This window comes from Dietzia sp. Die43 (assembly GCF_024519835.1).
GTDB lineage: Bacteria > Actinomycetota > Actinomycetes > Mycobacteriales > Mycobacteriaceae > Dietzia > Dietzia kunjamensis.
The window spans coordinates 14,493-37,785 of sequence record NZ_JALJRF010000018.1 but is presented as its reverse complement, the minus strand read 5'-3'; the positions used below and the strand labels follow the sequence as shown (position 1 = coordinate 37,785).

23 protein-coding genes and 1 riboswitch are annotated in these 23,293 nt (G+C 72.0%); of the genes, 7 read left to right on the top strand and 16 right to left on the bottom strand.

The window, feature by feature from the left end; all coding sequences use genetic code 11:
* Positions 1-6 precede the first annotated feature (6 nt).
* From NR111_RS14920 to NR111_RS14900, 5 genes are all read right to left on the bottom strand, one after another.
* Complete coding sequence (locus tag NR111_RS14920) at positions 7-810, bottom strand: hypothetical protein (protein ID WP_067713764.1); 804 nt, start codon at positions 808-810, stop codon at positions 7-9.
* Complete coding sequence (rsmH, locus tag NR111_RS14915) at positions 807-1,829, bottom strand: 16S rRNA (cytosine(1402)-N(4))-methyltransferase RsmH (protein WP_256821269.1); 1,023 nt, start codon at positions 1,827-1,829, stop codon at positions 807-809. The genes NR111_RS14920 and rsmH overlap by 4 nt, the downstream gene beginning before the upstream one ends.
* Before the next feature lie 170 nt (positions 1,830-1,999).
* Positions 2,000-2,476 carry a division/cell wall cluster transcriptional repressor MraZ gene (gene mraZ / locus NR111_RS14910; RefSeq protein ID WP_067713759.1) on the bottom strand — a complete coding sequence of 159 codons (477 nt, stop codon included), beginning with the start codon at positions 2,474-2,476 and terminating at the stop codon, positions 2,000-2,002.
* A 460-nt stretch (positions 2,477-2,936) separates the two neighbouring features.
* Complete coding sequence (locus tag NR111_RS14905; protein WP_067713756.1) at positions 2,937-3,353, bottom strand: DUF3040 domain-containing protein; 417 nt, start codon at positions 3,351-3,353, stop codon at positions 2,937-2,939.
* Positions 3,354-3,531: 178 nt separating this feature from the next.
* Positions 3,532-3,936 carry an SAV_6107 family HEPN domain-containing protein gene (locus tag NR111_RS14900; protein ID WP_067713753.1) on the bottom strand — a complete coding sequence of 135 codons (405 nt, stop codon included), beginning with the start codon at positions 3,934-3,936 and terminating at the stop codon, positions 3,532-3,534.
* Positions 3,937-4,028: 92 nt separating this feature from the next.
* Between NR111_RS14900 and NR111_RS14895 the strand changes: the two genes are divergently transcribed.
* The 3 genes from NR111_RS14895 to NR111_RS14885 are packed head-to-tail and all read left to right on the top strand — an operon-like array spanning position 4,029 to position 6,924.
* The gene (locus tag NR111_RS14895) at positions 4,029-4,616 is read left to right on the top strand and encodes an N-acetyltransferase (protein ID WP_067713875.1); all 588 of its coding nucleotides are present in this window, start codon (positions 4,029-4,031) and stop codon (positions 4,614-4,616) included.
* The gene (locus NR111_RS14890; RefSeq protein ID WP_067713751.1) at positions 4,613-6,199 is read left to right on the top strand and encodes an NAD(P)/FAD-dependent oxidoreductase; all 1,587 of its coding nucleotides are present in this window, start codon (positions 4,613-4,615) and stop codon (positions 6,197-6,199) included. The genes NR111_RS14895 and NR111_RS14890 overlap by 4 nt, the downstream gene beginning before the upstream one ends.
* Positions 6,196-6,924: a DUF3153 domain-containing protein gene (locus NR111_RS14885; RefSeq protein WP_067713748.1), complete on the top strand. Its 729-nt coding sequence runs from the start codon at positions 6,196-6,198 to the stop codon at positions 6,922-6,924. The genes NR111_RS14890 and NR111_RS14885 overlap by 4 nt, the downstream gene beginning before the upstream one ends.
* 27 nt (positions 6,925-6,951) lie before the next feature.
* Here the strand turns inward: NR111_RS14885 and metF are convergent, their stop codons facing one another.
* Positions 6,952-7,929 (bottom strand): methylenetetrahydrofolate reductase [NAD(P)H], encoded by a 978-nt coding sequence (gene metF, locus NR111_RS14880; RefSeq protein WP_256821267.1) that lies wholly within the window; start codon positions 7,927-7,929, stop codon positions 6,952-6,954.
* 96 nt (positions 7,930-8,025) lie between these two features.
* On the opposite strand from metF, the gene NR111_RS14875 reads away from it, so the two are divergent.
* Together NR111_RS14875 and mptB are read left to right on the top strand one after the other, a co-directional pair.
* On the top strand, positions 8,026-9,105 hold the full coding sequence (locus NR111_RS14875; protein WP_067713742.1) for a polyprenyl synthetase family protein: 1,080 nt from the start codon (positions 8,026-8,028) through the stop codon (positions 9,103-9,105).
* Positions 9,106-9,108: 3 nt separating this feature from the next.
* On the top strand, positions 9,109-10,680 hold the full coding sequence (gene mptB, locus NR111_RS14870; protein ID WP_253696073.1) for a polyprenol phosphomannose-dependent alpha 1,6 mannosyltransferase MptB: 1,572 nt from the start codon (positions 9,109-9,111) through the stop codon (positions 10,678-10,680).
* On the opposite strand, the gene NR111_RS14865 is transcribed toward mptB, so the two are convergent.
* Positions 10,649-11,017 carry an Rv2175c family DNA-binding protein gene (locus tag NR111_RS14865; protein WP_067713740.1) on the bottom strand — a complete coding sequence of 123 codons (369 nt, stop codon included), beginning with the start codon at positions 11,015-11,017 and terminating at the stop codon, positions 10,649-10,651. The genes mptB and NR111_RS14865 overlap by 32 nt on opposite strands.
* A 131-nt stretch (positions 11,018-11,148) precedes the next feature.
* On the opposite strand from NR111_RS14865, the gene pknB reads away from it, so the two are divergent.
* Positions 11,149-13,371: a Stk1 family PASTA domain-containing Ser/Thr kinase gene (gene pknB, locus NR111_RS14860; protein ID WP_253701888.1), complete on the top strand. Its 2,223-nt coding sequence runs from the start codon at positions 11,149-11,151 to the stop codon at positions 13,369-13,371.
* 112 nt (positions 13,372-13,483) lie between these two features.
* On the opposite strand, the gene NR111_RS14855 is transcribed toward pknB, so the two are convergent.
* Genes NR111_RS14855 through NR111_RS14835 form a run of 5 tightly spaced genes read right to left on the bottom strand, consistent with a single transcriptional unit; the run spans position 13,484 to position 17,561 of the window.
* Complete coding sequence (locus NR111_RS14855; protein ID WP_067713735.1) at positions 13,484-14,890, bottom strand: class II 3-deoxy-7-phosphoheptulonate synthase; 1,407 nt, start codon at positions 14,888-14,890, stop codon at positions 13,484-13,486.
* A gap of 36 nt (positions 14,891-14,926) precedes the next feature.
* Positions 14,927-15,424 (bottom strand): polyadenylate-specific 3'-exoribonuclease AS, encoded by a 498-nt coding sequence (locus NR111_RS14850; protein WP_067713732.1) that lies wholly within the window; start codon positions 15,422-15,424, stop codon positions 14,927-14,929.
* Positions 15,425-15,430: 6 nt separating this feature from the next.
* A complete protein-coding gene (locus NR111_RS14845; RefSeq protein WP_067713729.1) occupies positions 15,431-16,171 on the bottom strand; it encodes a 1-acyl-sn-glycerol-3-phosphate acyltransferase in 741 nt (246 codons plus the stop codon).
* 44 nt (positions 16,172-16,215) lie between these two features.
* A complete protein-coding gene (locus NR111_RS14840) occupies positions 16,216-17,103 on the bottom strand; it encodes a hypothetical protein (protein WP_067713726.1) in 888 nt (295 codons plus the stop codon).
* On the bottom strand, positions 17,100-17,561 hold the full coding sequence (locus NR111_RS14835) for an SRPBCC family protein (RefSeq protein ID WP_067713724.1): 462 nt from the start codon (positions 17,559-17,561) through the stop codon (positions 17,100-17,102). Before NR111_RS14835 ends, NR111_RS14840 begins: the two co-directional genes overlap by 4 nt.
* A gap of 141 nt (positions 17,562-17,702) precedes the next feature.
* On the opposite strand from NR111_RS14835, the gene NR111_RS14830 reads away from it, so the two are divergent.
* Positions 17,703-19,502, top strand: coding sequence for a long-chain fatty acid--CoA ligase (locus NR111_RS14830; protein WP_256821266.1), 1,800 nt, complete (start codon positions 17,703-17,705; stop codon positions 19,500-19,502).
* Between the two features lie 34 nt (positions 19,503-19,536).
* Here the strand turns inward: NR111_RS14830 and NR111_RS14825 are convergent, their stop codons facing one another.
* The 4 genes from NR111_RS14825 to NR111_RS14810 all read right to left on the bottom strand — a co-directional run bounded on the left by NR111_RS14825 (position 19,537) and on the right by NR111_RS14810 (position 23,225).
* Positions 19,537-20,670, bottom strand: coding sequence for a glycosyltransferase family 4 protein (locus NR111_RS14825; protein WP_067713719.1), 1,134 nt, complete (start codon positions 20,668-20,670; stop codon positions 19,537-19,539).
* Positions 20,671-20,806: 136 nt separating this feature from the next.
* Positions 20,807-21,730 carry an NlpC/P60 family protein gene (locus NR111_RS14820; protein ID WP_082923772.1) on the bottom strand — a complete coding sequence of 308 codons (924 nt, stop codon included), beginning with the start codon at positions 21,728-21,730 and terminating at the stop codon, positions 20,807-20,809.
* A gap of 433 nt (positions 21,731-22,163) precedes the next feature.
* Complete coding sequence (locus tag NR111_RS14815) at positions 22,164-22,775, bottom strand: C40 family peptidase (RefSeq protein ID WP_067713716.1); 612 nt, start codon at positions 22,773-22,775, stop codon at positions 22,164-22,166.
* A gap of 12 nt (positions 22,776-22,787) precedes the next feature.
* Positions 22,788-22,936: riboswitch (cyclic di-AMP (ydaO/yuaA leader) on the bottom strand.
* Between the two features lie 79 nt (positions 22,937-23,015).
* A complete protein-coding gene (locus NR111_RS14810) occupies positions 23,016-23,225 on the bottom strand; it encodes a hypothetical protein (RefSeq protein ID WP_253701885.1) in 210 nt (69 codons plus the stop codon).
* Between the last annotated feature and the right edge of the window lie 68 nt (positions 23,226-23,293).

Genomic DNA, 23,293 nt, shown 5'->3' with positions numbered 1-23,293 from the left:
GGGTGTCTAGAAGAGCTGTCCGGGCACCGGGGCGAGGGTCGCGGCGTCCTCACCGGGCGGTGCCGGAGCCGGCGGGACGAGGTCGGGCGCGGGGTCCGCCTGTGGGGCGGGAGCCGGCGGGGCGGACTCGGCCATGGCGGGCGGTGGGGCGACCGGGGACGGAGGGGCTGCGAGGGGCGGGTAGGGAACGGGGGCGACCCCGCGGGGCGTGCGGTCCTGGGGCGCCTGCGCGGGCGGTGCGTCGAATCCGTCCCGGTCGGACGACCTCGACGGTCCGGACGCTACCGGAGCGGGCTGCAGCGGCTTGATCGGCGCGCCGAGTTTCGCCTCGGGCTCGCCGACGATCTCGAGCACGCCGTCCGATCCCCTGGTCAGGATGGGTGCGCTGGCGACTCCGACCATGCCGAGCTTCTCAGCGCGCTGCGCCAGCACCTCGGCGGACCGGGCGCGTTCGTTGGACGCCTGCAGGGCCTCCATCCGTTCCACCAACTCCACGTTGGCGTCGCGGGCGTTCTTGAGGTCGTAGGTGTCCTGGGTGGTCTGCGCGGACAGCAGGAGGGTGCCGCCCACCCCCGCGCCGATGAGCAGGAGGAGGACGACGACGAAGGGAACCCTCGCGGCGAGCTCGGCGGGACTCAGACGTTCCGCCGGGACGACCACGGTCCGGCGGCCGCGCACCGAGCGGGTGACGGGCTTGCGTCGGAGGCCGACGGGTCGTCCCGCGGGTGCGGGCGCGCCGACACCCGGTGTCGTCGCCGGGCGGGTGTCGAGCCCACCGGCGGTGCCGGGCGTGTCGATCGTGCTCGTCATGGGGTTCTCCCGTCGATACGCCGGACACATCGCACGCGCACCGAGGCCGAGCGCGGGTTGTGGTCGATCTCCTCCTGTGAGGCCTTCTCCGCTCCCCTGGTGACCGCCTCGAACTCGGGGCCGTGGCCGGGGAGCTCCACGGGCAGGCCCGCCGGCGTCCGCGATGCGGTGCGCGTGGCCAGCTCGCGCTTGACGATCTTGTCCTCGAGGGAGTGGTAGGACATGAACACCGCACGGCCGCCGAGGCGGAGCAGGTCCAGGTATCCGGGCACCGCGTTCTCCACGGCCTCCAGCTCGGCGTTGACCTCGATGCGCAGGGCCTGGAACACGCGTTTGCCCGGGTGTCCGCCGGTCCGGCGGGCACCCTGCGGGATGGTGTCGTAGAGCAGCTCGACGAGTTGGGAGCTGGTCACGACGGGGTCGGTGTCCCGGCGGCGGACGATCGCCGCGGCGATCTGTCGCGCGAATCGCTCCTCGCCGTAGACGCGCAGGACGCGGGCGAGGTCGTCACGCGGGTAGTCGGCCAGGATGTCGGCCGCGGTGGGGCCGGTGGTGGGGTCCATCCTCATGTCGAGCGGGGAGTCGACCGAATACGCGAACCCTCGCTCGGCCACATCGAGCTGCATGGAGGAGACACCGAAGTCGAGCAGGATCCCGTCGATCGCGGGGCCCGCCTCGTCCCGGGACTCCCCGGGCAGGGCCGCCACGACGCGGTCGAAATCGTCGAAGCGGGCGTGAACCGGCGTGAACCGGTCGCGGTAGGCCGTGAGTCGACGGGTCGCCATCTCGAGGGCCTCGGGGTCGCGGTCGACACCGAGGATGCGCAACTCACCGAACTCGGCCAGCAGGTGGGAGGAATGCCCCCCGAGCCCGAGGGTCCCGTCCACGATGACGGGGACGCGACCCTCCTGCGCGGCCGCCTCGACGACGGGCCGGAAGAGCTCGATCGTCCGCTCGAGGAAGACGGGTATGTGCCCGGAGCGCGTGGCGTCGCGGTCGGCGTCGGACTCGTCTGCCATCTCGCCTCCTCGCGTCCGGAAGTCGTCGGTGCTCCGGTTGTGGTGGAGCCCCCTGGTCCCCGTCCGGTACCCACCTGGCGTTGGGGAAGTACGTCAGGGTGGTGCCGGGCAGGGGCCGGGGGGCTCCGTCCGTCGTGCTCTCGCTTGCTCGTGTCCGTCCTCTCCCCGGATCAGAATTCGATCCCGAGCGAGGTGCCCTCCATCTCGGAGAACACGGGTAGGTTCTCCTCGCTGTAGCGGTCCCACGCCTCGGCGTCCCAGACCTCGAGACGCTCCCCGAGGCCGTTGACGACGCAGTCCTTGTCCAGACCCGCGTAGTTCCGCTGACTCGCCGGGATGGAGATCCGTCCCTGCGAGTCCAGTTGTTGGACTTCCGCGCCGCTCACCAGGAGCCGGAAGAACGCCATGTGCCTCTCGCTGAGGTTGGCGGTCGGCCGGACCTTTCTGACCAGCGCGTCGAACTCGTCCTCAGGGAAGACCGAGAGCGTGTTGGTGAACCACCCACACACCACCACCCCGTCCGCCAGGCCTGGCCTGAATCTGGCGGGGATCGTCAGCCGCCCCTTGTCATCGAGCTTGGGACGGTGTGTCCCGTACCCGACGAAGGCTCGTTCACGTCCGGAGTCGACGAGATCGGTGTCGGTCACCCGCCACCTCCTGGGGTCCAGGCCCATCGAGCTCCTTGCGTGCCCCACTCTACCCCACAACGCCCCACAAACAAGGCCTGCGCCCCACTTCGCCCCACTGTCTCACATCACCGCAGTTCAGTGGCCGTAGACGCCCTGCAGTCGCCGTCCCGACACCGGATCAACGGCCCGGAGAGCGCCCACTTCCGCGGTTCTCTTGGGACTCATGTGACTCGAGACGGCTCTCGTGGCAGCCGAGCCGGCCCCTGTGGGGAGATGTGGGGCGGAGGGGTGGGGCGTGGTGGGGAGCACGGGTGGGACGTGGTGGGGAGGAAGGACGGAGCGCCGGCATCTCGGCCGGGTCGGACGTTCCGGGTCGCGACGGGCTCCGGGCTGCCGGCCCGAGAGCGTCAGACAAATGGACGAAGGGGTGAGCGCGTGTGCGCTCACCCCTTCGTCGAAAGGCCGTGGGACGGGCCGGTCAGGGCTCCTGGTCGAACCGTCGGCGGAAGCGGTCCTCCATGCGGGAGGAGTAGTTCCGCCCGTCGGCGGGCTTGGCCGATGTCCGCCCGGTGCCGGGGACCCGGGGGCCGCCGGTGCCCTTGGCGCCGGCGACGCCGTGCGACGGCGTGGACCGCAGCGCGAGGACACCCGCCGCGAACATGACCAGGAACCCGACGAGACTCAGTACCGGGAAGCCGCCTGGCTTGAAGTCGAGGGCGAGCCCGCCGATCAGAAGCGCCACACCGAGGATCGCCAGCGCGACCACCAGGCCCGCCGGACGACGAGCACCGGTCGCACCGGTCTTTCGGACAGACGACGCGAACTTCGGGTCGTCGGCGTAGAGCGCGCTCTCGATTTCCTTGAGCATGCGCTGCTCGTGCTCGGACAGGGGCACTTCGACCTCCTTCAGATGCTCGTGACGAACGAGCGCGGCCGGCTCGGTCGGTTCGCACCAACCGTGGATGGGGGATCAGCCGGTCAGGGTTCCCCCCATCATACGAGGGCAACGCGGCGGGTACCACCGGGATTCCCCTCTGAGACCTGAGGATTCCCCCGTCTCACCGCCCGGCCCCTCAGGCGGCGGGGCCGAGGACCCCCAACCGCTCGTCCACCAGATCGAGAAACCGTCCCACCGCCCACAGGAAATCGTCCGCCATCCGGTCCGAGACGGTACGCGGGAGCCCGTCCTCGACCGCCGCCGCCAGAGCGGAGTACCCACTGAAGGCGGTCGCCCACCGCTCCAGCTCCGGCACCTCCGCCGCGAGCCGGTGCCACACGTCCGCGGGACCGCGTCGCCGCGGCCCGGGGGCCAGCAGGGCCCCGGCCGCGTACCTCGCGGCGCGGTACGACTCGAGGAACCGCTCGGAGGGAGCAGCGGCGGCGATCGCGCGCCCGCGGTGCAGCTCCGCACGACTCGCCCGTCCGAGGGTTCCCACCGCTCCCCCGCCGGCCGTCCGCATCCTGTTCCTGGTGTCCATCTCCCCTGCACCTCCCCTTCTGCGCGCACGGTATCGCCGGGGTACGACACAACCGGACGCCCCGTATCCGCGCCCGTGATCAAATGGGGTCGATGGACACCGTGATCACCCGGCTCGACGCAGCCGACTTCCGAGACCGACTGCCCGAGGCTCTGGGGGTCTACGTCGACGCCATGGGCTATCCGCCGCAGGTGGTCCGCTCCCGGGCCGCGGCGTGGATGGAGCACAGCTACCGGGACGGCTGGTCCGGTGTGGCCGCGTTCGAGGCCCCGCGCCGACGGCTGCTCGGTCAGACCAGGGGGCAGCTCGTCGCCATCTGCTACGGCTACCACGGCGCTCCCGGGCAGTGGTGGTACGACCAGGTCTCCCGGGGACTGCGGGACCGGGACCGTGAGCTCCCGCCCGACTACGTGGAACTGACCGAGCTGCACGTCTCACCGGGACTGCAGGGGCGCGGAATCGGCGCGACCCTCGTGCGGACCTTCCTGGCCGACCGGCCGGAGAGTACGGTGCTGCTGTCGACCCCGGAGGTCGACGGCGAGGACAACGCGGCCTGGCGCCTGTACCGGTCGTTGGGGTTCACCGATGTGCTGCGTTCGTATCGGTTCCAGGGGGACGCGAGACCGTTCGCCGTCCTGGCCCGGTCGCTACCGCTCGCCGAGATCGGAGACCGAACGTGACCCCCCGGCATGACGTGGTGGTGATCGGCTCCGGGCACAACGGACTGGTGTGCGCCGCCTACGTCGCCCGCGCCGGGCTCGACGTGCACGTGGTCGAACGGGACACGGTGATCGGCGGCGCCACGTCGACGGTCGAACGGTACCCGGGCCACCGCACCGACCGTGGGTCCTCGGCACATCTGATGATCCGCCACACCGGGATCCCGGAAGAGCTCGGGCTGGAGGCCCACGGACTGCGCTACGTGGACTGCGACCCGTGGGGCTTCGCGCCCGCCCCTCCGGGATCCGACGCGCCACCGATCGTCTTCCACCGTGACCTCGACGCCACGTGCGCCAGCATCGCGGTGGCCTGCGGTGAGGCCGACGCCGTCGCGTACCGGGAGTTCGTCCGCCGGTGGGACGTCCTGGCGGGACGGATGATGAAGGGGTTCGCGGTCCGCCCCACCGCCCCGGGTCTCGGTTCGGCGTTCCTCGGGGCCGACGACCTGCGCGATCCGTTCGGCGCGGTCCAGACTTTCCTGTCCTCCGGTGACGCGCTGCTGGATGCGATGTTCACCTCGGAGCGCCTCAAGGCGGCACTGTCGTGGTTCGGTGCGCAGTCGGGGCCGCCGATGTCCCACCCCGCCACAGCCCCCATGATCGGGTTCGCCGCCCTGATGCACCGGATCCCGCCGGGACGCGCGATCGGCGGTTCGGGCGCGCTCGCGGAGGCCCTCACGGCCTCCGTCCGGGCGCACGGGGGGACGGTCACCGCCGGTGCCGGCGCCACCTCGATCAGGCGCTCCGGTTCGGGATGGCGCGTCGACACGGAGGGCGGGCGATCCCTGTACTGCTCGGCCGTGGTCGCCGCCTGCCACGTCCACACGACCCTGGACCTCCTCGCCGGCGAACTCCCGGCTTCGACGCTGGACGGGTGGCGGCGGCGGATCAGGCCCGGTTTCGGACTGGGGATGGCCGTCAGGCTCGGTACCGACTCGCTGCCCACCTATCCCGGCGTGCCCACGAGCACCAGCGCCCACGGCCTGCAACTGCTCGTCACCGACCGACGGGACCTCGACCGCCGCTACGGCGTCGCCGCCGCGGGCGGCCTCGACGCCGATCCCGCCGTCCTGGCGATGAGCTTCAGCGCGCTCGACCCCTCGCTGGCTCCGGAGGGTCGCCACGAGTTGACGCTGTGGTCGCAGTGGCACCCGCGCCACCTGGCCGACGGCCGTGGCTGGTCGGATGAGGGCGCCGCGGAGGCGGACCGGATCATCGCGGTCGCGGACCGCTTCGCGCCGGGGCTGGCCGACTCGATCGTCCACCGTCACGTCCAGACCCCCGAGGACCTGGAGACCGAACTCGGCCTGATCGGCGGAAACGTCATGCACGTGGAGATGTCCCTCGACCAGATGCTGCCGATGCGTCCCCACCCCGATCTGCGCGGTCACGCCGTGCCCGGGGCCGACGGCGTGTTCCTGGCGGGGGCCTCGACCCACCCCGGTGGCGGTGTGATCGGGACCAGCGGCAGGACGGTGGCGCGGCTCGTGACCCGCCGACTCGGCAGGTCGGCGCGGCGACGGCGGGGATCACGGGCACAATGACCGCCGTGACCCCGCCCCATCCGACAGCGAACGCCCCCACGAGCAGTGGCCGCTCCCGACTGCCCCGGCGACTGGCTGGTCTCACGGCCCTGACCACCCTGCTGGTGCTCCTGTCCGGGTGCCTCCAGCTGAACGCCCAGATGAGCGTCCGCAAGGACGACACCGTCTCCGGCCGGATCCTCGTGGCGGGGGACCAGCCCGCGCAGGCGGCCGCGCTCGACCGGATCACCACGCCGTCCGGGCTCGAGCAGAAGGTCCGCATCACCCCCTACTCGGCGGACGGCTTCACCGGCCGCGAGATCTACTTCACCCAGCTGACGTTTGCGGAGGTCGACACGCTCACCCTCGCGATCGATATCGAGGGCGCACGGCCGTACAGCCTGGGCTTTCGACGCAGTGGCGACACGGTCTCGTTCAGCGGATCGGTGGACCTGTCCCTGCTGCCCGCCGACCGCGCCGAGACGGCGACCACCCGGGTCGATCTGACCTTCCCCAACCGCATCAAGGAGACCAACGGCACCATTGGGGCCGGCAACTCCGTCAGCTGGTCCCCCGCGCCGGGGTCCATCACGCGGATGCAGGCCTCGTCGTCGTATCCCGACCCGGCCGCACGCGGGTTCGCGGTGTGGATGATCGTCGGGATCGGCACCGCCCTGCTGGTGTCCATCGGGACGATCCTGGCCGCCCGGACGTCCAGGGCCCGTGCCGACCGGCTGGTGCGCTGACCCGAGCCGCACCCCCACCGGGGCGGATCAGATCCTGCCGGCCGCCACCCCGGGGGCGGGGGCCATCGACAGGTTGGTGAGGACCTCGTGGGTGGCCTTGGAGAAGTTCAGGGTGTTGAAGTGCAGGCACGGGACACCCTCGGCGATCAGTCGCTCGCACATGCGGGTGGTGAGATCGATCCCGACCTCACGGACCGCCGCCCGGTTCTCCTCGGGCCCGTCCCCGGCCGCGGTCCGGAGCCGCTCGGCCAGGTCGTCGGGCAGGGCGCAGCCCGAGAGCTCGACCATCCGCTGGACCTGCCGCAGACTCGTGACCGGCATGAGTCCGGGGATGATGGGCTTGGCGCCCTGCTCCGGGTCGGCGGCGACGGCGCGGTCCCGCAGGCGCAGGTAGTGCTCCACGTCCCAGAACATCTGGGTGATCGAGTACTCGGCGCCGGCCCGGAGCTTGTTCACCAGGATCTCGGAGTCGTGCTCGAGGTCCCGGGCCCGGTAGTGCCCCTCGGGGAAGGACGCCACCCCGACGTGGAAGTCCCCCACCTCGTGGATCAGACGGACGAGTTCCTCGGCGTAGTGCAGCCCCTCGGGGTGAGCCGTCCACTCGCCCAGCGGGTCCCCGGGCGGGTCCCCGCGCAGGGCGAGGATGTTGGACACCCCGACCTCGCCGTACATGCGGATCATGTCGGTGAGTTCGGCCACCGTGTGGTCCACCGCCGTCAGGTGCGCTATCGGCAGCAGTTCGGTCTCGCGGACGAGCCGCTCGACGACCCGGACCGTCCGGTCCCGCGTGGATCCGCCGGCCCCGTAGGTGACCGAGACGAACGCCGCCCCGAGGTCGGAGAACACGGTGGCGGCGCGCCAGAGTCGGTCCTCGGCGGCCTCGTCGCGCGGCGGGTAGAACTCGACGGAGAACGGAACCCTCGGGGTGGTCGACGTCGCGATCCGCTCCACGATGCTCGGGTGCCGGCCGCCGTCCGTCGGGTCGGAGTCGGGTAGCTGGGTCACCCGACCAGGGTAGCCCGACGCGCGCCACGTCCGGCCGCCGCCCGACGACTAGGATCGTCGGCGACGAGGGCGGCCGAACACCGGCGCCCGGAAGGAATGGTGCCCGTGGTCACGGCGACTCGCCCCGACGACGGAGAACGCGTCCTCGACGCGCTCCGCCGACTCATCGACGAACGGCGCACGGTCGTGGCGGGGATCGACGAGCGGGTCGACCGCCTGGCCGGCCTGCTCTCCGACTTCGTCCTCGACGGCGGCAAACGGATGCGACCACGGTTCGCCCTGGCCGGCTGGGCCGCCGCGAGCGACGCGGACGCTCCCGCCCCGGACGAGGTCGTGACCGCCTGCGCGGCGCTCGAACTGATCCAGGCCTGTGCGCTGGTCCACGACGACATCGTGGACGCCTCCGACACCCGGCGAGGCCGCCCCACCGTCCACCGGACGATCGAGGCCGCGCACCGCGACGAGGGTTGGGACGGGGACGCGGCCCGCTACGGCGTCTCCCAGGCCATCCTCGTGGGCGACCTGGCCCTGACGTGGGCCGACGAGATGTTCGTGACCTCCGGGGTACCCCCCGAGGCCCTGGCCCGCGCGCTGGGTCCCTGGTACGCCATGAAGACAGAGGTCCTGTCGGGGCAGATGCTCGACATTCTCGCCGAGGCCTCGGGCGCCACCGACGAGCTCACCCCGGCCCGGGTGAACCGCTTCAAGACCGCGGCCTACACGGTGGAGCGGCCACTGCACATCGGCGCCGAGCTGGCGGGTGCCGGGACGGAGACCGTCTCGGCCCTGCGGGAGTTCGGGGTGGCCGTGGGCCAGGCGTTCCAGTTGCGGGACGACATGCTGGGCGTGTTCGGCGACCCGGAGGTCACCGGCAAGCCCTCCGGGGACGATCTGCGGGAGGGCAAGCGCACCCTGCTGCTCGCCCGTGCGACCGCCCTCGCCCCCCGCCGGGACGCCGAGTTCCTCCTCGGAGTTCTCGGGACGCAACCCGACGCGGCCACGCTCGAACGCGCGCGCAGCATCCTCGTGGAGTCCGGTGCGGTGGTCTCGGTGGAGGCCGAGATCGACGCGTTGACCACCCGCGCCCTGGACGCCGTGGCCTCCGATGCGATCAGCGACCACGGGCGGGACACACTGCGCGCACTGGCGGAGGCCGCGACCCGCAGGCGGGCCTGATCCGTGCTCGGAGCGTCCGCCCCCCGGCCGGAGGCGACCACCTCGTCGTCGTCGCCATTGTCGTCATCACCATCGTCGCGGATCCGCCGGGCGACCACCGCGACGACCGCCTCGGCCCGCGCCGCCCTGACCGGTCCCTCCGGTCCGGCGCTGTGGCGCGGCGTCCTCGGCTCGGTCCTGCTCACCATCGCCGGTTTCGGCGCGGGCGCCCTGCCCGTGGACGGCGGCGTCGCGGTCGCGGTGGGGCTGCCCGGGTACACGTTCGGCCACGGTGAGGTCCTCGCCCTCATCCTCTGCTGGGCGGGCGTCGCGCTGCTGGTCACCTCGTGGCTCGCGCTCGGCCCCCGGGCGGTCTCGGGCCGCCTCCCCACCCGGGACGCCGTGTGGGCCACGGCCCTGTGGTCGGCGCCGATGCTGCCCGCGGTCCCCCTGTTCAGCCGCGACGCCTGGTCCTACCTGGCGCAGGGCGCCATGAGCGCCGCGGGAGTGGACCCGTACCACCACGGACCGGAGGCCAACCCCGGCCCCTTCACCGACGAGGTCAGCCCGGACTGGCAGTCCACCGCGACCCCGTACGGCCCGCTGCACCTGCTGCTCATGCGCGTCGTCGTGGCGCTGTCCGGCGGCCACCCGGCGGTGGGGATCGTCATCCTCGGGGTGGTGGTACTCGCCGCACTGGCCGGGCTCGTCGCGCTCGTGGTCGCCCTGGCCCGCCGCGCCGGGGTGGACGCCGGCGCCGCGGTGTGGATGGCGGGCGCCTCCCCGCTGTCCGTGATCCACTTCGCGGGCGGGCTGCACAACGAGATCTTCCCGCTGGTGGCATGCGTCGGCGCCGTGGTCCTCACGCTCGACCGGCGCTACGCGTGGGCCGGGGCGGCGATCGGGATCGCGGTGGCGTTCAAGGCCACCGCCGTGATCGTGGCGCCGTTCCTGCTGTGGATCGCCCTGGACCGACGGCGGACGTCGATCGGGGCGCGCCGCCCCCTCGTCGGCGCCCTCGTCGACACCGGGGCCGCGGCGGGGGCCGCCGCCGTCGCGTTCGCCCTGGCGACCCTCGCCTCGGGCACCGGGTTCGGCTGGCTCGACGCGATCTCCGTCTCCGACCGGGTCATCAACTACCTCAGCGCGCCCACCGCCGTGGCACACCTGGTCCACGCCGTGGTCGACACCCCCGGATTCGAGGACGTCCTGGCGGTCGCCCGCCGCGTCGGACGCGTGGTCCTGGGGGTCACCCTCGTCGTGGTGTGGTGGCTCCACCGGCGTGACACCCGCTCGGCGCTCCGCGGCATCATGGTCGCGCTGCTGGCCTTCGTGGTCCTCAACTCGCTGGCCTGGCCCTGGTATTACGTGTGGGTGGCGGCGTTCTGGGTCGCCGCCCGACCCGGTCGACGCGCCACCACGGCCGCCGTGGCGGTGACCGTCTTCCTCGTGATGGCGATCGGACCCAACGGGTCGACCAGCCTCTACAGCCCCGCGCTCGTCGGGGCGGCCCTCGCGGCATCCCTCGCCGCGGTCTGGTGGTGGCGGCGCGCGACCGCCGGGGTCAGAACGCCATCGCCTGGGCGCGCCGCATGACCTCGCGGGCGCGGTGACCGTGTAGCGCGTCGGCCGGCCGGCCGGGCAGGCTGTCGTCCTCGGCGAACAGCCACCGCAGGATCTCCTCGTCCCGGTAGCCGCCGTCCCGCAGGACCGCGACCAGCCCGGGCAGGAAGCGCACGACCTCGTCGTCGTCATCCAGGAAGGTCGCCGGCACCACCACGATGCCCGCTCGCCGCACGGCGAGCAGGGTCCCGTCGCGCAGGAGATCGTGCACGCGGGTCACGGGGATGCCCAGGCGCTCGGACACCGCGGGGAGGTTGATGGTCTCGACGTCGGCGGGCAGGACGTCGTCGGCGTGCGGAACAGTACTCACGCCACCCAGGTTAGTCCCACGGGTGCGCCCGGGCCCCACCGGCGGTGCCGGCGCGGCCGACGGCGTCGGGCTACGGACCCCGTCCGCTAGGGACGTACCGCGGACGGGACGGGAGGGGCAGAATGGACGACATGAGCACTTACGACGGGAAGCCCCCCGGCCCAGGGACACTGCTCGACGGGCGATACCGGCTCGACGCCGTCATCGCCCGCGGCGGGATGTCCACCGTCCACCTGGCCACCGACGAGCGGTTGGACCGCCACGTCGCCGTCAAGCTGCTCGATCCGACCCTCGCCGGGGACAAGGCGTTCGTCGACCGCTTCACCCTCGAGGCCAGGTCGGTGGCCCGCCTGTCGGACTCCGGCATCGTCCAGGTCTTCGACCAGGGCGTCGAGGCCGACACCGCGTTCCTCGTGATGGAACTCGTGCCCGGAGGCACGTTGCGGGAGCTGCTCGACGAGCGTGGCCCCATGCCCCCGTACGCCGCGGCCGCCGTCCTGCGTCCGCTCCTCGGCGCCCTGCGGGAGGCCCACCAGGCCGGGCTGGTGCACCGCGACATCAAGCCCGAGAACGTGCTGATCTCCGGCAGCGGCGCGGTCAAACTCGCCGACTTCGGCCTGGTCCGGGCGGTGGCCGAGTCCCGCGCCACCTCGAGCAGCGTGGTGATGGGCACGGCGGCCTACCTGTCCCCCGAACAGATCTCCGGCGCCGACACCGACGCCCGGTCCGACCTGTACTCCCTCGGCGTTCTCGCCTACGAGATGCTCACCGGGGAGCCACCGTTCAGCGGTGACAACACCATCGCCGTGGCCTACCGTCGCCTCGACACCGACGTGCCGGCCCCCTCCGACCAGTCCGACACCGTGGCCGAGGACCTCGACCACCTGATCCTGCGCGCCACGCGACGCAGCCGTGAGGACCGCTACGCCGACGCCGGCGAGATGCTGCGGGACCTGGACCAGGCCGCCAGGATCGGCCGGTTCCCCGACTATGTCGTCCCGGCACCACGGCAGTCCTCGTGGTCGCGGGCGCGGGCCAACGCCGCGCGGGCCACCCCGGGCGGGGAGTCCGAGTTCGACGCCGCCGACCGTGAGAGCGGAGAGGCGCTGAGGCGGGGCGGCGGGCCGACACCGACGCGGGTGGACACCATGGTGGCCCCGGCGGCGGCGGGTCCCGGGGCGGGAGCGGGGGCCGGCCCTGCTCCTGCGCACTGGCACGGCACGGGATCGGGCCACTATCCCCCCGGCGGCAACGAGCCCGCGCCCGACCGGGACGTCATCCGGCCCCGCCGCCAGCGCGGCATGCTGTGGCTCATCGTGGTGCTCGCCGCCGCGATCGGCCTGGCCGTGGCCGGCTGGTGGCTGGGTTCCGGCCGGTTCGTGGAGGTGCCGTCGGTCCAGGGTATGTCGGTGGGGCAGGCGACCGAGGCGGTCAACGCCGTCGGGTTGGCCGCCGCGACCCGCGACGCCTTCAGCAACGACGTCCCCCCGTCCGCGCTGGTGGGCACCGACCCCGCGGCGGGCGAGCGGGTGCCGCGCGGCGACACCGTCGATGTGTTGGTGTCCGTCGGTCGCCCCGTGGTGCCCGAGGTCGGCGCCGACAGGTCGGCGGACGCCGTGTCCGCAGCGCTGCGGGAGAACTCACTGGAACCGGTCCGGGGCGGGAACGAGTACTCGGACTCGGTACCCGTCGGCCAGGTGGTCTCCCTCCAGCCGGGCGCGGGCACGACCGTCGACGTGGGCACCCGGGTGGCCATGGTGACCAGTTCCGGCCCCGCACCCGTCGCCGTCCCCGAGGTCGTGGGCCTGGAGGAGGACCAGGCGCGCGCGGCCCTGGAGGGCGCGGGCCTCACCGTGTCACAGGTCAGACGGGTCTACGACGACGAGGTGGACGGCGGCGTGGCCGTGGGCACCGACCCGGACAGCGGAACCGACGTGTCCCGCGGGGACGGGGTCGTCCTGCTCGTCTCCAATGCACTGACCGTGCCGGACCTCCGGGACGTGCCCCTCGACGAGGCGACCGGGATCCTCGAGGACGAGGGGTTCACGATCGTCCGCGAATCGCCCGTGACCGATCGTCAGATCTCCGACGGCCGCGTGGTGCGCACCGATCCGCCCGCCGGGACCCGGCTCGACCCGACGAACGCGGTGCTGCGGGTCGTCCCGTCGGACGCGGTGACCGTCCCGGTGGTGCTGGGTTCGCGGGCCTCCGACGCGCGCCGGACGCTGCAGGACGCCGGGCTCGAGGCCACCATCGACTCGGGAACGTCGAGGGGGATCGTCTACGGCCAGACCCCGCTGCCCGGCCGGGTGGTGGCCAGGGGCAGCGAGGTCGAGATCGACGCGCTCGGCTAGGGCCGGCCGCGTCTCCGGCGCGGGCCGGCCGTGCCCCCGGGGGCGCGGCCGGCCGTGCCTCCGGGGGCGCGGCCGGCCGTGCCTCCGGGGCGCGAGGCCGGCCCCTACGGCGTCAGCTGCGCAGCATCTCCGCCACGAGGTAGGCGAGCTCGAGCGACTGCTGGGTGTTGAGGCGCGGGTCGCAGGCGGTCTCGTAGCGACCGGCCAGATCGATGTCCGAGATGTCCTGGGCTCCGCCGAGGCACTCGGTGACGTCCTCACCGGTGAGCTCGATGTGGATGCCACCCGGGTGGGAACCGAGAGCGTGGTGGACCTCGAAGAAGCCCTGTACCTCGTCGATGATCCGGTCGAAATGGCGGGTCTTGTACCCGTTGGACGTCGAGTGCGTGTTGCCGTGCATGGGGTCGCACTGCCAGATGACCTTGTGGCCGGTCGCCTCGACGGCCTGGACGATCGGCGGCAGCGCGTCGCGGACCTTGTCGTTGCCCATCCGGGAGACGAGCGTCAGTCGACCCGGCCGGTTGTGGGGGTCGAGCTTCTCCACGTACTCGACCGCCAACTCGGGCGTGGTGGTGGGACCGATCTTCAGGCCGATCGGGTTCTGGATGAGCGAGGCGAACGCCACGTGGGCGTCGTCGATGCCGCGGGTCCGCTCCCCGATCCACAGGAAGTGCGCCGACAGGTCGTACAACCCCTGCTCGGCGTCGCCGGTCAGGCCCGTGCCGTCGTCGGCCAGGCGCAACATGGCCCGCTCGTAGTCCAGGACGAGCGCCTCGTGGGAGGAGAAGATGTCGGCCGAGCGCAGGTTCTGGTCCGAGACCCCGCACGCGTCCATGAAGCGCAGGCCACGATCCACCTCGGCGGCGAGGGCCTCGTAGCGGGCACCAGCGGGCGAGCCCGCGACGAACTCCATGTTCCATTCGTGGACGCGATGCAGGTCCGCGGTGCCCGACGCCGTGAGGGAACGGACCAGGTTCATCGCCGCGGCCGCGTTGGCGTAGGCACGGACGAGCCGGGAGGCGTCGTGCTCACGGGCCGCCTCGTCCGGCTCGAGCGCGTTGACCATGTCGCCGCGGTAGGACAGCAACCCGGTTCCGTCGCGGTCCGCCGAGCGGGGCTTGGCGTACTGGCCGGCGATCCGGCCGACCTTGACCACGGGCATCGACGCACCGTAGGTCAGCACGACCGACATCTGCAGCAGGGTGCGGATCACGCCCTTGATGTGCGGCTCGGTGTTCGCCTCGAACGTCTCGGCGCAGTCACCGCCCTGGAGCAGGAACGCACGCCCGTGCGCCACGTCGGCGAGGCGATCGGAGAGGTGCTCGACCTCGGAGGCGACGCAGATCGGCGGCACGCTCTCCAACACTTTGCGCATCGCCGCGGCGTGACCGGGATCCCACGACGGCTGCTGCAGGGCGGGCCGCGAGAGGGCGTCCGCCAGCTGCCGATCCAGGTCCGCGGAGAGCGGCGGGAGGTCGGGGAGTTGCGCGATGTCGACGTCGACTGTCCAGTTGCTCACCCCGGCGACGATACGCCACCACCGGCGGAGCGGGCCTCAGAGACCCAGGTGGGGCGACTTCGCCGCGATGGCGCGGAAGCGCATCGCGGCGTGGCGGGCGTCGGCGAGGGCGTCGTGTTCCCCTCCCGGGTGTGCGGGCAGGTCGGGCTTGCCGGCGGTCTCCCAGAGCTGGCGGACGTCGCGCGTGAACCGGGGCATGGCGGCGGGAAGGGCTGTCATGTCGCCCCACAGCTGGCAGACGGCCACGTGGTCGTACGCCCCGATCCACGCCCACATCTCGACCCCGCCGGTGGGCGGCGCGGTGACGAACTCGTAGAGCTCGTCCCGGATGCGGCTCCGGGACATCCACGCGGACGACGACGGGTTGGGCAGCTTCGGAAGGACGTTGCGCCGCACCCACGGCCCGGCCGCCGAGGCGTCGAAGTCGGTGGACACGGCGTAGAACTCCCGGCCGTCCTCGGCGACGATCCCCACGGAGACCAACTCGATCGTCGTGCCGTCCTCGATGAACTCGCAGTCGTAGAAGTAGCGCACCGGCGATCAGCGCTGTCCCTCGACGGGGTGGTCGAGCAGGTTCCGCCCGGCCTTGCGCACCGCCTCGTAGCGCTTCTTCATCTCGGCGCCATACGTGTCGTGGACGTACTCCTGATTGGTCAGCGCCTGGATCCGCCGCATGAGCTCGTCGGTGATCTCGCGCTCAGCGTCCCGGTCCCCCTCGCGCCCGGCCCACGGGGACAGATCGAGCGGCTCGCCGAGCATGACCCGGATCTCGGTGCGCCGCCCGGGGCGGAACCGGGAGATCCGGCGTATGTACTCGGAGGTCCCGGTCACGCCCACCGGGATGATGGGCACCCCGGCGCGGAGTGCGAGGCGGGCGGGCCCGGTCTTCCCGCGGTACAGACGACCGTCCGGCGAGCGCGTCCCCTCCGGGTAGATGCACAGGATCTCCCCCGATGAGAGGACCTCGAGCCCGGCGTCGAGGGCGGCCTGCGCGGCGTCGGCGTTGGTGCGGTCGATCGGGTGCTGGCCCGAGCCGGCGAAGAACCACCGGCTGAGCATGCCGCGGACACCGGTTCCGGTGAAGTAGTCGCTCTTGGCCAGGAAGGTGACCCGGCGGGGCAGGAGCAGAGGGGTGAACAACCAGTCCGCGACGGACTGGTGGTTGCCGACCAGCAGGGCGCCACCGCGCTCGGGGAAGTGCTCGCGTCCCGTGACGACCCGACGACTCGTCAGACGTAGGAACGGGCCGATGAGCACGTATTTGAACAGGTAGTACAGCAACGGGTCACCGGTCCTCTTGTGATGGCTGTCGACGAATGCGGATACTACCCGGCGCGGTCCGCAGATCCGGACGGTACGAGGTTCGGGGGCCACAGATCCGGGTCGGGCAGGAAGCTGATCACCAGTCGACCCGCGTCGCGCTCGAAGACGGACTGCGTGAGCACACACCGGCGCAGCAGCGGCGGCAGCGCCACCACCGCCCGGAACCCGTCGAACTCCAGGCGGAGCAGGTCCCCCTCGACCGAGACCGGCGCGGACGGGCGGGTCGGGGCCGGGTACTCGACCCGGTATCCGCCCTCGCCGTCGGGCGCCACCACCGGGGTGACGGCGCCGCGGGCCAGAGTCGCCATGGCAGCCGTGGAGCCGGCCGGGGACCCCACCACGATGGTCTCGATCCTCCCGGCGAGGAAGCCGGCCACGTCACCGGCGAGCAGCGCGAGTCTGTGCGCTTCCCGCACCCGCACGTCGGCGCGTCCGCCCGCCGCCATGGAGGCGAAGCGCACATTGGCGGGCCAACGTGATTCCACGAACGCGGCCAGTTCCCCGGCCGCCGCGAGCCGGCGCACCGCGGTCAGGTCCCCGTCGAGCTCGACCACGACGACGTCCCAGTACTCGGACGACGCGGCCCGTCGCGCGTACTCCCACCCGAGCACCGCGGCCAGTGGGGTGTCCCCTCCGGCGGCGAGCGCCGCGAGAACGTCGTCGTCCGGATCGGCGGCGCCGGACCGGTAGGCCTCGAGCCTCGCCGTCGGGTCGTCGACCCGGACCTCGACTGGCCCGTCCTCCGAGACGTCGAGACGGGGATCGACGGCATCGGGATGGCCGGTCAGGATCAACGCCGTGCAAGCGGGGTCCGCGAGCAGGTCGGCGGTGACGCCCGCGCGGTCCTCGGGATCTCCCCCGAGGACGACGACGACACGGGTTCTGCTCACCGCGACTCCGCCCGGCGCTTGAGTTCCTTCAGCGCGTCGCCCAGGATGCGCCGCTCGGCGCGGCTGCGCAGGCTCCCGATCACCGGGACCGTGAGCTCGATCTCGAGTTCGTAGTCCACACGCGTGCCGCCCTCCACCGGTTCGAGCCGGTAGTAGCCCCGTTGGGCCCTCTGCAACGCCGAGCTCTCGAGCCGCCACTCCAGACCGCGGTCGTCCGCCGACCAGGAGTAGACGAGGACGTACTCGTCGACGATCGCGCCCGCCTCGAGCTTGAACCGCACCCGGTCCGGACGACCGTCCTGACCTGTGGACAGCACTTCGGCCGCGCGGATCGACGCGGACCACTCCGGGTACGCGGCGAAGTCGGAGATGACCGCCATGACGTCCTCCACCGGTGCGTCGACCACCGTGGAGTCTCGGGTCGGCCACACCTCGGGGGCGCCGTCGTGCTCGCTCATACCCACAAGCTTCACATATCCCGCTCCGCGATGCGCCCCACCCGCGGCGCCCGGAGGGCAGGCGACGTGACCACCGTGTGGTCCCGGCGATAGTGTGTGTGGTCACCGACATACTCTGAACGTCTCCACCGGGAGGACCCTTTGCGCGAATACGTCGCGGTACCCGCCAACTTCACCGTCCCTGACGACTGGTCCTGCGTTCAGTCGGCATACGACCGCGCGGAGAACACCCCGGAGAACGTGGCGTTCCAGAAGCCCGTCGACGGTCGGTGGACGGACGTCACCAACCGCGAGTTCGCCGAGGAGGTCCGGACGATCGCCCGCGGACTGGTGGCGCTCGGTGTCCGGGCGGGCGATCGGGTCGCCCTCCTCAGCTCCACCCGGTACGAGTGGAATCTCCTCGACTTCGCGATCTGGGCCGTCGGCGCGGTCACCGTTCCCGTGTACGACAGCTCCAGCGCCGACCAGATCCACTGGATCATGGAGGACTCCGCGGCCCGGTTGATCATCGTCGAGAACGACACCCACGCCACCACCGCCCGGGAGGGCGTACAGGGCCTGGAGGTCGCCGACGTCCTGGTGATCGACGGCGCGACCCCGGTCCTGGAGACCCTCGCCTCCGAGGGGGCCACGGTCGACGTCTCGGTGCTCGACGAGCGCCGGGCCTCGGTCCGCGCCGACTCCCCCGCGACGCTGATCTACACCTCGGGGACCACGGGCCGCCCCAAGGGCGTCATGCTCAGCCACCGCAACTTCATGTCCGAGACGCTCGCCGTGCTCGAGACGCCGTTCAGCGGGATCCTGCGGGACGACGCCACCTCGGTGATGTTCCTGCCCCTGGCCCACGTGTTGGCCCGCGCCATCACCTACGCCGGCTTCCACGCCGGCGTGACCATCGCGCATTCCGCCGACCTGAACAACCTGGTCGAGACGTTCGGCGAGATGCAGCCGCACTACATCCTGGCCGTCCCCCGCGTGTTCCAGAAGGTCTTCAACAAGGCCCAGGCGACCGCGCAGGACGGCGGCGCGGTCAAGGCGTGGATGTTCGACAAGGCCGCCGACACCGCGGTCGCGTACTCCAAGGCCAACCGGGGTGACGGCCGGGTGGGTCCGCTGCTCGGGCTGCGCCACGCGATCTTCTCGAAGTTGGTCTACGCCAAGCTCGTCAACGCGCTCGGTGGGCGCTGCGAGGTCGCCATCTCCGGCGGCGCCGCCCTGGGTGACCGTCTGACCCACTTTTTCGACGGGATCGGGGTCAACATCTTCGAGGGCTACGGCCTGACGGAGACCTGCGCCGCGATCACGGTCAACACCCCGGGGCGGATGCGGATCGGCAGCGTCGGCCAGCCGCTGCCCGGCTGCGCGGTCCGGATCGCGCAGGACGGTGAGGTCGAGGTCAGCGGACCCGTCGTCGCCTCCGGCTACTGGCAGAACAAGGAGGCGACCGCCGAGTCCTTCAGCGACGGCTGGTTCCGCACCGGCGACCTGGGTTCGCTGGACGAGGACGGGTACCTGTCGATCACCGGCCGCAAGAAGGAGATCATCGTGACGGCCGGCGGGAAGAACGTGGCTCCCAACCAGCTCGAGGACGCGCTGCGTGCGGACCCGCTCGTGGCGGAGGCGGTGTGCGTGGGCGACGGCAAGCCGTTCGTCTCGGCCCTGCTGACCCTCGACCCGGAGGCCGTCGAACGGTGGAAGACCCACCACGACAAGTCCGGCTCGTTGTACGAGTTGCTCAAGGACGCCGACCTGATCGAGCACCTGGACCAGGCGCTGGTGCGGGCGAACCGGAGCGTGTCTCACTCCGAGTCGATCAAGAAGTACCACGTCCTCCCGGACCAGTTCACCGAGGAGACCGGTGAGCTCACCGCGTCCCTGAAGGTCAAGCGCAACGTCGTGCACCAGAAGTACGCCCAGCAGATCGAGTCACTCTACGCCTGATCGGACTGCGCGTCGGAACGCGTGCTCTCGCGGGTCACTCCCCCGAGAGCACGCGTTCCATGTCCCGGGCCAGGTCCTCCCAGCGCCAGTTCTCCAGCACCCAGGTGCGGCCGCGGACCCCCATGGCCGACGCCCTGGGCCGGTCCTCGAGGAGGCCGGCGACGGCGTCGGCGACCTCGCCCTGTGACGTCCCGTCGACGACGAGACCGGTCCGGCCGTCGCGCACCGTCTCCGGGGCACCGCCGCTCCGGCCCGCCACGACCGGCACCCCGCACGCGGACGCCTCCAGGTAGACGATTCCCAGCCCCTCGACGTCCAGCCCTCCCCCTCGGGTCCTGCACGGCATCGCGAAGACGTCCGCCAGTCGGTGGTGGTCGACGATCTCGTCCGCGGGGACGCGGCCGGTGAAGACGACCCGGTCGGCCACCCCGAGGCGGCGCGCCAGTCCTTCCAGCGTGCGCCGATAGGGCCCACCGCCGACGACGACGAGGACCGCCCCGGGCACCCGCCGGGCGATCTCCGGCATCGCCCGGATGAGCATGTCCTGGCCCTTCCGCGGCACGAGGCGGGACAGACACACGATCACGTCGCGGTCCGCGAGTCCGTAACGGTCGCGGATCGCCCTTCGCCGTGCGGGATCCGGCCGGAACCTCTCCGTATCGACGCCACCCGGCTGGTGCACCAGGCGGGCGCGGGGGCCGAACGCCGCCGCGAACCGCCTCCGTGTGTAGTCGCTCACGTAGGTGACCGCGTCGGTGGACTCGCCGATCAGTCGCAGGATCTGGCGCGAGCCCGGCAGCATCGACCAGCCGACCTCGTGTCCGTGTGTGCTCGCGATGATGCGGTCCACGGGGCCCTGCCGTAGCACCGGCGCCATGGCGGCGAGCGGGGCGGCGGCCCCGAACCAGATCGTCGTCGCGCCGAAGTCCGAGGCGAGCCTTCGTGCGCGTGCCGCGAGGTCGGGTGTGGGGAGCAACACCTCGGTGGGCACCCTCTCCACCAGATAGGGCTTGGCGGCGTCGTACTCCGCCGATTCGCCACCCCGGAACGTCGAGGCGAGCACCGCGACGTCCGTCGGGTCCAGGTGGCTCAGATACGTCTCCAGGTACGACTGGATCCCGCCCGGGCGCGGCGGGTAGTCGTTGGTGATCAACAGCGTCTTGGTCATCGGCTCCGAGCCTGCCACACAACCCGGCCCGCCTCGGCCCCGCCCGGTGCGTCGTCCTCGTCGGGAAGGGGCGGAGCGCGATCGGGGACGGCCGGTGTCTGCGCGGGGCGGCCGTGCTTGGCCGGGTCGGCCGGGGTCAGTAGCGGCGGATCCCGTGAATCGGCATCGCGTCGACCTGCTCGAGGCGGACCGGCACACCGTAGGTCGGGGCGTGCAGGACCAGACCGTCGCCGGCGTACATCCCGACGTGGGTGGCGCCGGGGAAGTAGATGACAAGGTCACCGGGCCGGATGTCGTTCATCGCCACCGGGGCGCCCGCGACCGCCTGCGCCTGGCTCGCCCGGGGCAGCGCCTTGCCCTCCTGCGCGTACGACCACACCATGAGACCGGAGCAGTCGAACTCGGACGGGCCCGTCGCGCCCCACGAGTAGGGCGCGCCCAGCCGGGAGAGTGCGACTCGGAGCGCCGCGGAATTGACGTCGTCCACCGGCGGGGCAACGTACCCCTCCGGCACCACCGGTCCGCCGATCCAGAGATCGCGTTGTGCGTCCGACAGTGCGTCGACCCGGCGACGGACCTCATCCATCCGTACCCGCATCTCCTCGGTTCGGCGGGCGAGCGCGTCGGTTCGCTCCTGCGCGACGCGGGCCGCGTCCCGGGCCTCGGCCGCGGAACGCGCGGCCTCTTCCCTGAGCTGCACCGCATCCCGGGACGCAGCTCTGGAGGCGTCCAGTGCACTCGTGGTGGCCCCGGACAGTCGGCGCAGCGTGTCGAGCCTGTGGACCAGGTCCCGGGGGCTCTCGGCGAGCACTGCCGCCCGTGTGGCGCCGGTGTCCCCGCCCCGGTACCGAATGGTCGCGAGGTGATCGACGGTGGACTGGTCCCGGCGCGCGGTGCCGTCCGCGAGGGCGGACCGTCCGGCTGCGACCCCGGCGGCCCGTTCGAGGCGGACGCGCTCCCCGTTGGCGCGGTCCAGTTCCCCGCGCGCGAGGTGGAGCTGCTCCCCCAATGCTCCCGCCTCCTCGGACAACCGGGCCAGCTCCGCCAGGTCCTCGCTCATCTCGCCGGGCACCGCTGTGGCGGACGGCGTGGTGGACGGTGCAGTCTGCGACGGAGCGGGGGAAGACGGAAGCGGTCGACGACGGAGCGGGAGAAGTCGACACCTGATCAGGCGGGGTAACCGGACCCGGGACAGGCGCCGTGGTCGCGGTTGGCGACGACCGGTCCGGGGTGGTGGTCTGCGCTCCGGCCGGCGCGGGACCGAGGGTCAACGAGGTGGTCACGGTCGCTGCGATCGCGAGCACCCTGAGGCTGCGGGTCATCTGGTGTCGTCGAACTCTCGGATCCGGGTCACGCAGGGCGCGGGCGCCCAGCCGACGCCTACGGTGGAATCGGGTACCCGAGAGGGGATGTTACAGACGACAGACCCCGCCGGTGACCGGTTCGAGACCGGACGCCGACGGGGTCTGCGGAGGTTCGGGGAGCGACCCGACTCAGTAGTAGCGGGTCGCACCGTAGAACGGCATGGAGTCCACCGGCGCGTAGCTCACCGAGGTGCCCGAGTACGGGGCGTGGACGACCTGGCCGTTGCCGGCGTAGATCCCGACGTGGCTGGCGCCACTGTAGAAGGCGACGATGTCGCCGGGCTGCAGGTCGGCCTTGGAGACCTGGGTGCCGCCGCCGATCTGGGCCTGGCTGGTGCGCGGGATGGAGATCCCCGCCTCCTTGTAGGCCCACGAGGTCAGACCGGAGCAGTCGAACGAGTTGGGGCCGGTAGCGCCCCAGACGTAGGGCGAGCCGACCCGGGTGGTGGCGGCGTCGAGGATGCGCTGGCCGGTCGAGACCACTGGCGCGGGGGCGGCGAACTCGACGGGCGCCGCCTGGGCCTGGGCCTGGGCCAGGCCGGCCGGGAGCTCGATGCCCTCCGGCAGGTCGAACGAGACCTGGTTCGGCACGCCGGGCAGCCGCAGCTCCACGGGGACGTCGACGGTAATGGGTGCGGCGGCGGCGGTCCCGGAACCGGCGACAGCGGCCCCGGCTGCGAGCAGGCCTGCGGCGGCGACACGACGGCCGGTCGAGCTGGTCTTGATGCTGTGGGCTCCCACGAAGATTGTTCCTCTTTCTTCCTGCGGCACCGACCGGGTTAGCTGACGGGTTCGGACACGGAAGTCTGTCCTACGCTTCGGACCTGTAGGCCCTCGTGCGATTCACCCCAGTGGATCCTGGTTCCCCGGTGCGCCCTTCGGCGCTTAGGTGTGACCCCGGCTCCCCGCCGGCAGGCTGGCGATGACTTCCGAGGTCTCGAAAAGGTTACGAAACCGTCTCGTCGAAGTCCAGTTCATCGCTCACGCGGCGACGTCAGCCCCCAGAATCTCGACCGTGGAGACCATTCCGACCTCGCGGAGGATGTCGATCGCCTCGCGGACCTCCGGGTCCAGAACGTAGCCGCACGACTCCGGAGAAAGCTCGTCCACCTGCGGTTTTCCGGCGTCGAGAACGGCGATGATGCACCCGTCACATGCGGCGGGCCCCGCGGGACATCGCACGCAGTCCATCGTGAACATGATCTACCTCACACTTCGTCCTGGGCGTGTTGCCCGTTCGTTATCGAGCCGCGATCCGG